At 59.7% G+C, this 7,624-nt stretch carries 5 protein-coding genes and 1 pseudogene; 3 read left to right on the forward strand and 3 right to left on the reverse strand.

Going from position 1 to position 7,624, the window contains the following annotated elements:
• Nucleotide 1: 1 nt before the first annotated feature.
• Together cyoA and HK28_RS04745 are read right to left on the reverse strand one after the other, a co-directional pair.
• Nucleotides 2-925, reverse strand: a complete 924-nt coding sequence (gene cyoA / locus HK28_RS04740) for a ubiquinol oxidase subunit II (protein ID WP_086643460.1) — start codon at nt 923-925, stop codon at nt 2-4.
• A 498-nt stretch (nt 926-1,423) separates the two neighbouring features.
• Nucleotides 1,424-2,188: a Bax inhibitor-1/YccA family protein gene (locus tag HK28_RS04745; protein WP_086643461.1), complete on the reverse strand. Its 765-nt coding sequence runs from the start codon at nt 2,186-2,188 to the stop codon at nt 1,424-1,426.
• A gap of 695 nt (nt 2,189-2,883) precedes the next feature.
• Between HK28_RS04745 and HK28_RS04750 the strand changes: the two genes are divergently transcribed.
• The 3 genes from HK28_RS04750 (at nt 2,884) to HK28_RS04760 (ending at nt 7,185) form a co-directional block, all read left to right on the forward strand.
• The gene (locus HK28_RS04750) at nt 2,884-5,115 is read left to right on the forward strand and encodes a PQQ-dependent dehydrogenase, methanol/ethanol family (RefSeq protein ID WP_086643475.1); all 2,232 of its coding nucleotides are present in this window, start codon (nt 2,884-2,886) and stop codon (nt 5,113-5,115) included.
• 58 nt (nt 5,116-5,173) lie between these two features.
• Nucleotides 5,174-6,601, forward strand: coding sequence for a cytochrome c (locus HK28_RS04755; RefSeq protein ID WP_086643462.1), 1,428 nt, complete (start codon nt 5,174-5,176; stop codon nt 6,599-6,601).
• Between the two features lie 353 nt (nt 6,602-6,954).
• The gene (locus HK28_RS04760; protein WP_086643463.1) at nt 6,955-7,185 is read left to right on the forward strand and encodes a hypothetical protein; all 231 of its coding nucleotides are present in this window, start codon (nt 6,955-6,957) and stop codon (nt 7,183-7,185) included.
• A 204-nt stretch (nt 7,186-7,389) separates the two neighbouring features.
• Here HK28_RS04760 and HK28_RS14220 read toward each other — a convergent pair.
• A pseudogene (locus tag HK28_RS14220) lies at nt 7,390-7,624 on the reverse strand (hypothetical protein); the annotation flags it as partial.

Raw genomic sequence — 7,624 nt, forward strand, 5'->3', positions numbered from 1 at the left:
CCTACTCCTTCATATTCATGTCGGACATCGCGGACTGCACGCGGATCATCTTGCCCGTGTTCTTGTCCATGACCATGCCGTTATTATATTTCGCGACGATGCCGTCGAAGAGGCTCGGCGCTACATGCGAATAGTATTTCACCGGATCGGCTTCGCTCGGGGCGGCCAGCTTTCCGTAGGTCTCGTTATCGAGCTGATCGGAAGAGGAACGCACCTTCTCAACCCATGAAGCGTACTGATCAGCCGGCATGGCGAGCGTACGGAACTTCATGTCGGAGAAACCGCGACCGCTGTAGTTCGCGGACTCGCCAGCGTAATCGCCAGGCTCGGACGCCAGCAGATGCAACTGCGTCTGCATGCCCGCCATCGCGTAGATCATCGAACCAAGGCGCGGAATGAAGAACGAATTCATCACGGAATCGGAGGTGATGACAAAGTCCACTGGCGTACCGACCGGGATCGCCAACTGGTTGACCGTCGCAATTCCCTCGTCGGGGTAGATGAACAGCCATTTCCAGTCGAGCGCGACAACTTCGACGTGCAGCGGCTTGGCGTTCGCCTCGGTGTCCAGCGGACGATACGGGTCCAGCGAGTGGCAGGTCTGGTAAGTGATCACCGCCAGAAAAAGAATGATGATGCTGGGCACGCCCCAGATCACCACTTCGATCTTGTTCGAATGGGACCACTTCGGAAGGTACTCGGCGCTCGTATTCGACGCCCTGTATTTCCATGCGAAGTAGCACGCCAAAATGATTGTCGGGACAACCACAAGCAGCATGGCGACCGTTGATTCAACGATCAGAAACTTCAGCTGCTCTCCTACCGGGCCCTTGGGATCCAACACATCCAGGTTGCATCCCGCCAGCAGCAGCACTGAAGCCAGACCGCCCAGCCGGGCTGGCCCCTTCAGGTACCTATTTATCATCGTACGCCCCTCGGTTCTGACATACCTACAAGCCTTCAAAAAACAGACGCCGGGCCGCGACGCCGCAGTCCATCGTCTCGGACACTAGAGTCCGCCCCAACAGGCGGATCGCATTGCCTTACGGCGAATCAATAATCCCTCAAGCTTGGCATCACAATCCGTCCAGCACGCGAGGAATTTCCACGCCTCCCCTTATCCGACCGAGAAGGTTTACGGGACAAGTGTTCACGGATTATTTCGATATATTTCAATTTCAGCGAATATTCGGCTAGCGCAGCCAAAATCTAGGCTTTTTCTGGGCTAAAGCTTTCACATGTTTGCCAGCACCGAGCCACCTCGCCGCGAATAAGAGATATTTTAATACCACCCAGACGCTTTACGCGACGCAGACACGCTAATTCGGCAGGCGTTTCGTCATTCTCGAGCCAAAATCCGGACACAAAAAAACCCGGCCGCCGAGGCGACCGGGTCAGGCAGTTCGGGACTCGCAACGCGACTCTAGTTGTCGCTGGTGCTCCGGACCCCCATGAACTGAAGCAGAAACTGAAACAGGTTGATGAAGTTCAGGTAGAGGTTCAACGCGTCGTAAACGCTGCGCTTCGCCGCCTGATCCGGGCCTTCATAATAGGCGAACTGCGGATAGGTCACCTTGATACGTTGCGTGTCGAACGCAGTCAGGCCGGTGAAGAGCAGCACGCCCACCACACTATATACAAAGTACACCGCCGGGCTGTGCAGGAACATGTTGACGAGACCCGCGATCACCAGACCGAACAGCCCCATCATGAAGAACGATTGAAACCGCATCAGATTGGCGTTGGTCGAATACGCCCAGAGCGACGTCGCGCCGAACGTGATCGCCGTCACCAGAAACACGCGGGTTACGGACACGCCGGTATAAACGAGGAAGATGTTCGAGAGGCTCGCGCCCATCACGGCGCAGAACAGCCAGAACAGCGTCTGCACGGCCTGCCTTGAGAGGCGGTTGACCCCGAAAGACATGACCAGCACGAAACCGAGCGGAGCGATCATCGCCAGCAAGCCAAGGCCGGTCGGATGAATCGAGAAATCCTCGGCGCGGCGGAAGAAAAGGGCCTGTGCGCTCGTATTGGCGATTCCGTAAGCGACCAGCGCCGTCAAAAGGAGCCCGGACGCCATCCAGTTGTAAACGCGAAGCATATAGGCGCGCAGACCGGCATCGACGACGGCGGACTGCACCCCAGATGCAGATGGCGACGAACGAAAGTCGCGAGTGAACGACATAATTACCTCTCTCCCCTCCGGCCAAGCCGGACGACAACTGAATATATTTGGCGACAGATCGCCAATTCAAGTCCTGCCTAATTAGCAGACACTCGCAGACGAACCATAATTAAAGGTGAGTCATCCCCTCTCCCCCAAACTCCGGCGCCATTCGGCAGGAATCGCCGTAACGCATGCACGACAGAGTCCTGCGCACGACGAGGCCTCCCCTCTGGGCGTCTCGACGCCCCTGCCGCGTGTGTCGCACGCCGCCGGGAGCATAACAGAATGGTCACCTTTCCGTGAGCACCCCTCCCATGACCGCCACGACAAAGAGATGCAGGCCGAACAACCAACCGCATGCCAGCGCCCCCAAATTGATGCTCCATGGCGGCAGATACCGCCCGGAACAGCGAGGGCGCGACGCGTCTATTTTCCTACACTACGCGAAATAACGCCACATATGACGCAGTTCGCCGGAAGGGACGCGTCCATTCACTCAGGATCCGATGTTGTGAAAAAACGATCACCAGGGTGACGTACGCGCCTGTTAGCCTGACCAAACGTCCTGCGATGCTCACTCTTTACGCATAAGCGTACCCAAAGATGACACGATTGACATGATCACGTCATCTAGGCTGACTGCCGCGAACACCAAATTCGCACTGCTTTCGCGGCTTTGGCCCAAATCGATGATCTGTCGAGGACGATACAATATGATTCGCCCTTTCTCCTCCCGGAGGAGCCCGCTGCTCGGCGTGCTCGCCGCAGGCACCTTTCTCGCCGCGGCTTTTTGCAACCCCGTAGCGTCGGCCCGCGCCGATGATGGACAAGGCGCCACTGGCGAAGCCATCATCCACGCTGACGACCACCCGGAAAACTGGCTGACCTACGGTCGCACCTATTCCGAGCAGCGCTACAGCCCGCTGGATCAGATCAACCGCTCCAACGTCGGCGACCTGAAGCTGGCGTGGTTCTACGATCTCGACACCAACCGTGGTCAGGAGGGCACGCCCCTCGTCGTCGACGGCGTCCTTTACGCGACGACCAACTGGTCCAAGATCAAGGCCCTGAAGGCCGACACCGGACAGCTTCTGTGGGATTACGACCCGAAGGTTCCGGGCAACGTCGCCGACCGCGGCTGCTGCGACACCGTCAACCGCGGCCTCGCCTACTGGAACGGCAAGGTTTATTTCGGCACGTTCGACGGACGCCTGATCGCGCTCGACGCCAAGACCGGCAAGCTGGTCTGGAGCACGTACACGATTCCCAAGGACGCCTCCCTCGGGCAGCAGCGCTCCTACACCGTTGACGGCGCTCCGCGTATCGCCAAGGGCCGCGTTCTGATCGGCAACGGCGGCGCGGAATTCGGCGCCCGCGGCTTCATCTCGGCCTTCGACGCCGAGACCGGAAAGCTCGACTGGCGCTTCTACACCGTGCCGAACAACAAGAACGAGCCGGACCACGCTGCGTCCGACAGCGTTCTGATGAACAAGGCCTACAAGACCTGGAGCCCGACGGGCGCCTGGACGAAGCAGGGCGGCGGCGGCACCGTGTGGGATTCGCTCGTCTATGACCCCGTGACCGATCTGGTCTACATCGCGGTCGGCAACGGCTCCCCTTGGAACTACAAGTACCGCACCGACGGCAAGGGCAACAACCTGTTCCTCGGCAGCATTGTCGCGGTCAAGCCTGAGACCGGCGAGTACGTCTGGCACTTCCAGGAAACCCCGATGGACCAGTGGGATTACACCTCGGTCCAGCAGATCATGACCCTCGATCTGCCGATTAACGGCGAAACCCGCCACGTGATCGTCCATGCTCCGAAGAACGGCTTTTTCTACGTCATCGACGCGAAGACCGGCCAGTTCATCTCGGGCAACAACTACGTCTACCAGAACTGGGCGCTCGGCCTGGATCCGAAGACCGGTCGTCCGATCTACAACCCCGACGCCCTGTGGACGCTGAACGGCAAGGAATGGTACGCCATCCCGGGCGATCTTGGCGGCCACAACTTCGCAGCCATGGCCTACAGCCCGAAGACCAACCTGGTCTACATCCCGGCGCAGCAGGTTCCGTTCCTCTACAAGAGCCAGGTTGGCGGCTTCAAGGCGCACCCGGACTCCTGGAACCTCGGCATCGACATGGGCAAGGCCGGCCTGCCGGACACCCCCGAAGCCAAAGCGGCGTTCATCAAGGACCTGAAGGGCTGGATCGTGGCCTGGGATCCGGTGAAGCAGCAGGCGGCTTGGAAGATCGACCACAAGGGTCCGTGGAACGGCGGCATCGTGGCCACCGGCGGCGACCTGCTCTTCCAGGGCCTCGCGAACGGCGAGTTCCACGCCTACGACGCGACAAACGGTCAGGATCTGTTCCACTTCGACGCACAGAGCGGCATCATCGCGCCGCCGGTGACTTACCTCGCCAACGGCAAGCAGTATGTCGCGGTTGAAGTGGGCTGGGGCGGCATCTATCCGTTCTTCCTTGGCGGCGTGGCCCGCACATCGGGCTGGACGGTCAACCACTCCCGCGTGGTCGCATTCTCGCTCGACGGCAAGGCGAAGCTGCCTCCGCAGAACGACATGGGCTTCCTGCCCGTGAAGCCGCCTGAGAAGTATGACGAGAAGGTCACGGACAAGGGCTACTTCGAGTTCCAGACCTATTGCGCGGCCTGCCATGGCGACAACTCCGAAGGCGCCGGCGTTCTGCCGGATCTGCGCTGGTCGGGCGCAATCCGTCACAAGGACGGCTTCTACAACGTCGTCGGTCGCGGCGCGCTGACCGCCTACGGCATGGACCGCTTCGACGCTTCGATGTCCCCGGATCAGATCGAGAGCATCCGTCAGTTCATCATCAAGCGCGCCAACGACACGTATCAGCGTGAAGTCGACGCCCGTAAAAACGACAAAACGATCCCCGATGCCGCGTCACTGGGCATAACCCAGTGACCTGCCACTTCCCGATGATGACCTCATTCGACAAAACAGCGACGCGGTGGTGATAGCGATGATTAAGGGATTTAAAGCCGCGCTCGGCGCGGCGGTGGTCGGACTTCTGGCAGGGACGGCGCTCGACGCCGCCCCGGCCGTCGCGCAGACCGTCGACAGCGACCTGGTCGCAAAAGGCGCCTATGTCGCCCGTCTGGGCGACTGCGTGGCCTGTCATACGGGCCTGCACGGCAGCGTTTACGCTGGCGGACTTGAGATCAAGACGCCGATCGGCGCGATCTACTCGACCAATATTACGCCGGACCCGACGGTCGGAATCGGCACCTACACGCTGCAGGACTTCGACAACGCTGTCCGTCGCGGCGTGCGCAAGGACGGGTCGCCGCTGTATCCGGCCATGCCGTATCCTTCATTCGCCAGAATGACGGATGACGACATCAAGGCGCTGTACGCCTACTTCATGCACGGCGTGAAGCCGGTTGCGCAGCAGAACCGCCCGACCGACATCACTTGGCCGCTGTCGATGCGCTGGCCGCTTGGCATCTGGGCGAAGCTTTTCGCTCCGGCGCCGAAGGCGTTCACGCCTGCTCCCGGCACCGACCCGGTCATCGCGCGCGGCGAATACATCGTGACCGGCCCCGGCCATTGCGGCGCGTGCCACACGCCTCGCGGTTTCTCCATGCAGGAGAAGGCCTACGACGCGGCTGGCGGGGCGGACTTCCTCGCCGGCGGCGCGCCGATCGACAACTGGATCGCCCCCAGCTTGCGTAACGACCCGGTTCTCGGTCTCGGGCGCTGGTCTGAAGACGATCTGGTGCAGTTCCTGCGTTCAGGCCGTATCGACCACTCCGCCGTATTCGGCGGCATGGCGGACGTTGTCGCGTGGAGCTCGCAGTATTTCACTGACGACGATCTGAAGGCGATCGCGAAGTATCTGAAAAGCCTGCCGCCGGTTCCGCCTGCGCGTGGCGACTACACGTACGACGCGTCCACCGCCCAGATGCTCGATTCCGGCAAGACCGCTGGCGTTCCCGGAGCAGACACCTATCTGAACCAGTGCGCGATCTGTCACCGGAACGACGGCGGCGGCGTCGCCCGCATGTTCCCGCCGCTGGCCGGAAACCCGGTCGTCGTGACCGACAACCCGACCTCGCTGGCTCATGTCGTTGTGTCTGGCGGCGTGCTGCCTCCGACCAACTGGGCGCCGTCGGCGGTCGCGATGCCTGGCTACCAGAAGATCCTCAACGATCAGCAGATTGCTGACGTTGTGAACTTCATCCGTGGCGCATGGGGCAACAAGGCTCCGGCCAACGTCACCGCTGCGGACATCCAGAAGCTTCGCACCAAGGGCACCCCGATCAGCGCTCGCGCCTGGGATGCAGGAACGTCGACGAACTCGACCTGGGGCTTCTTCGCGCCGCAGCCTTATGGCGCAGGATGGACCTTCTCTCCGTCGACCCACACCGGTGTCGACGCCGCCCAGTAAGTCTGGACGGAGCTGTTCCCGCTTCGGCGGGAACGATCAAAGGCCACGGAGCGATCCGTGGCCTTTTTTTGTCGATAAACGCTACTCGCTGACGGCCGGTTTTACGTTGACCGCCCTTCAGATCATCCTGCCTGCCCGATGTAGCCCGCAGTCACGGCGACATCTAAAAACCTGATGTCTCCGCTTACCATCACGTAATCATTGAAGAAAACATTCGGGTCGTCGAAATGGAGACGCGTCAACCAATTTGTATGATTTTTGATATATTTTCTTTTTATTGAAACTTTACGGCTTTTATGTCGTGATGACCGTGGGCGAATTAACGCCCTTCTCAGATTCGAAAAGGAATCGTCATGCGTGAACTTACAACAATAGAATTAGAGACAGTGTCCGGCGGTTTCGGGCTTCTCGGCGGCGTCGCTTACGCCGTTAATGGAGTCCTCGCTGGCGTCGGCCTTGTCGTCGGCGGAATCCTCGGCGGGGTCGGCACAGCCGTTAGCGGGATTATTGGCGGCGTCAGTTCAATCCTGACCGGAGGATCTCCCTACCAGTCCTTCACCTACGGTTATCCCTCACGTCACTAATTGAACCCGAGATTACTTCGACCGATCTTACAAAATCGGACGGAAGGGCGCCCCAATATACTTTGGGGTGCCTGATCTTTACGGGAAAGCTTCTTCGAGCCTCGATTATCTGCGATGGATAAACTGTAAAATGATCGTCCCGGCAGCGACCGCCTTTAAAATCTCGTTGGGCAACGTTAGAGCGTTTTCCTTTCAATCTGGTTCTTATCCTGCTGCGGTGAAGAAGTTTGCGCATTCTGTTGGCGAGAACTGATCGATCAGTGTGCCGATCCTGTCCCGCAGAGCATCACGTGTGCGTTCTGCGGCTTTGTGGAGATGGGCCTTGAGTTTGAGGAAGGCTTTTTCAATGGGATTGAAATCGGATCTGCAGGGCGGAAGATAGCGCACGGTCGCATCTGGAGGGATCGAAGAGCCGTTGATTGATGCGCTTGGCCCGTAA

Origin of the sequence: Acetobacter sp. DsW_063, assembly GCF_002153745.1 — a bacterium.
Taxonomy (GTDB): domain Bacteria; phylum Pseudomonadota; class Alphaproteobacteria; order Acetobacterales; family Acetobacteraceae; genus Acetobacter.

What these genes read in the sequence shown, in the direction of transcription:
- cyoA (WP_086643460.1), bottom strand. Translation starts at nt 925, where the DNA reads ATGATAAATAGGTACCTGAAGGGGCCAGCCCGGCTGGGCGGTCTGGCT.
- HK28_RS04760 (WP_086643463.1), top strand. Translation starts at nt 6,955, where the DNA reads ATGCGTGAACTTACAACAATAGAATTAGAGACAGTGTCCGGCGGTTTC.
- HK28_RS04750 (WP_086643475.1), top strand. Translation starts at nt 2,884, where the DNA reads ATGATTCGCCCTTTCTCCTCCCGGAGGAGCCCGCTGCTCGGCGTGCTC.
- HK28_RS04755 (WP_086643462.1), top strand. Translation starts at nt 5,174, where the DNA reads ATGATTAAGGGATTTAAAGCCGCGCTCGGCGCGGCGGTGGTCGGACTT.
- HK28_RS04745 (WP_086643461.1), bottom strand. Translation starts at nt 2,188, where the DNA reads ATGTCGTTCACTCGCGACTTTCGTTCGTCGCCATCTGCATCTGGGGTG.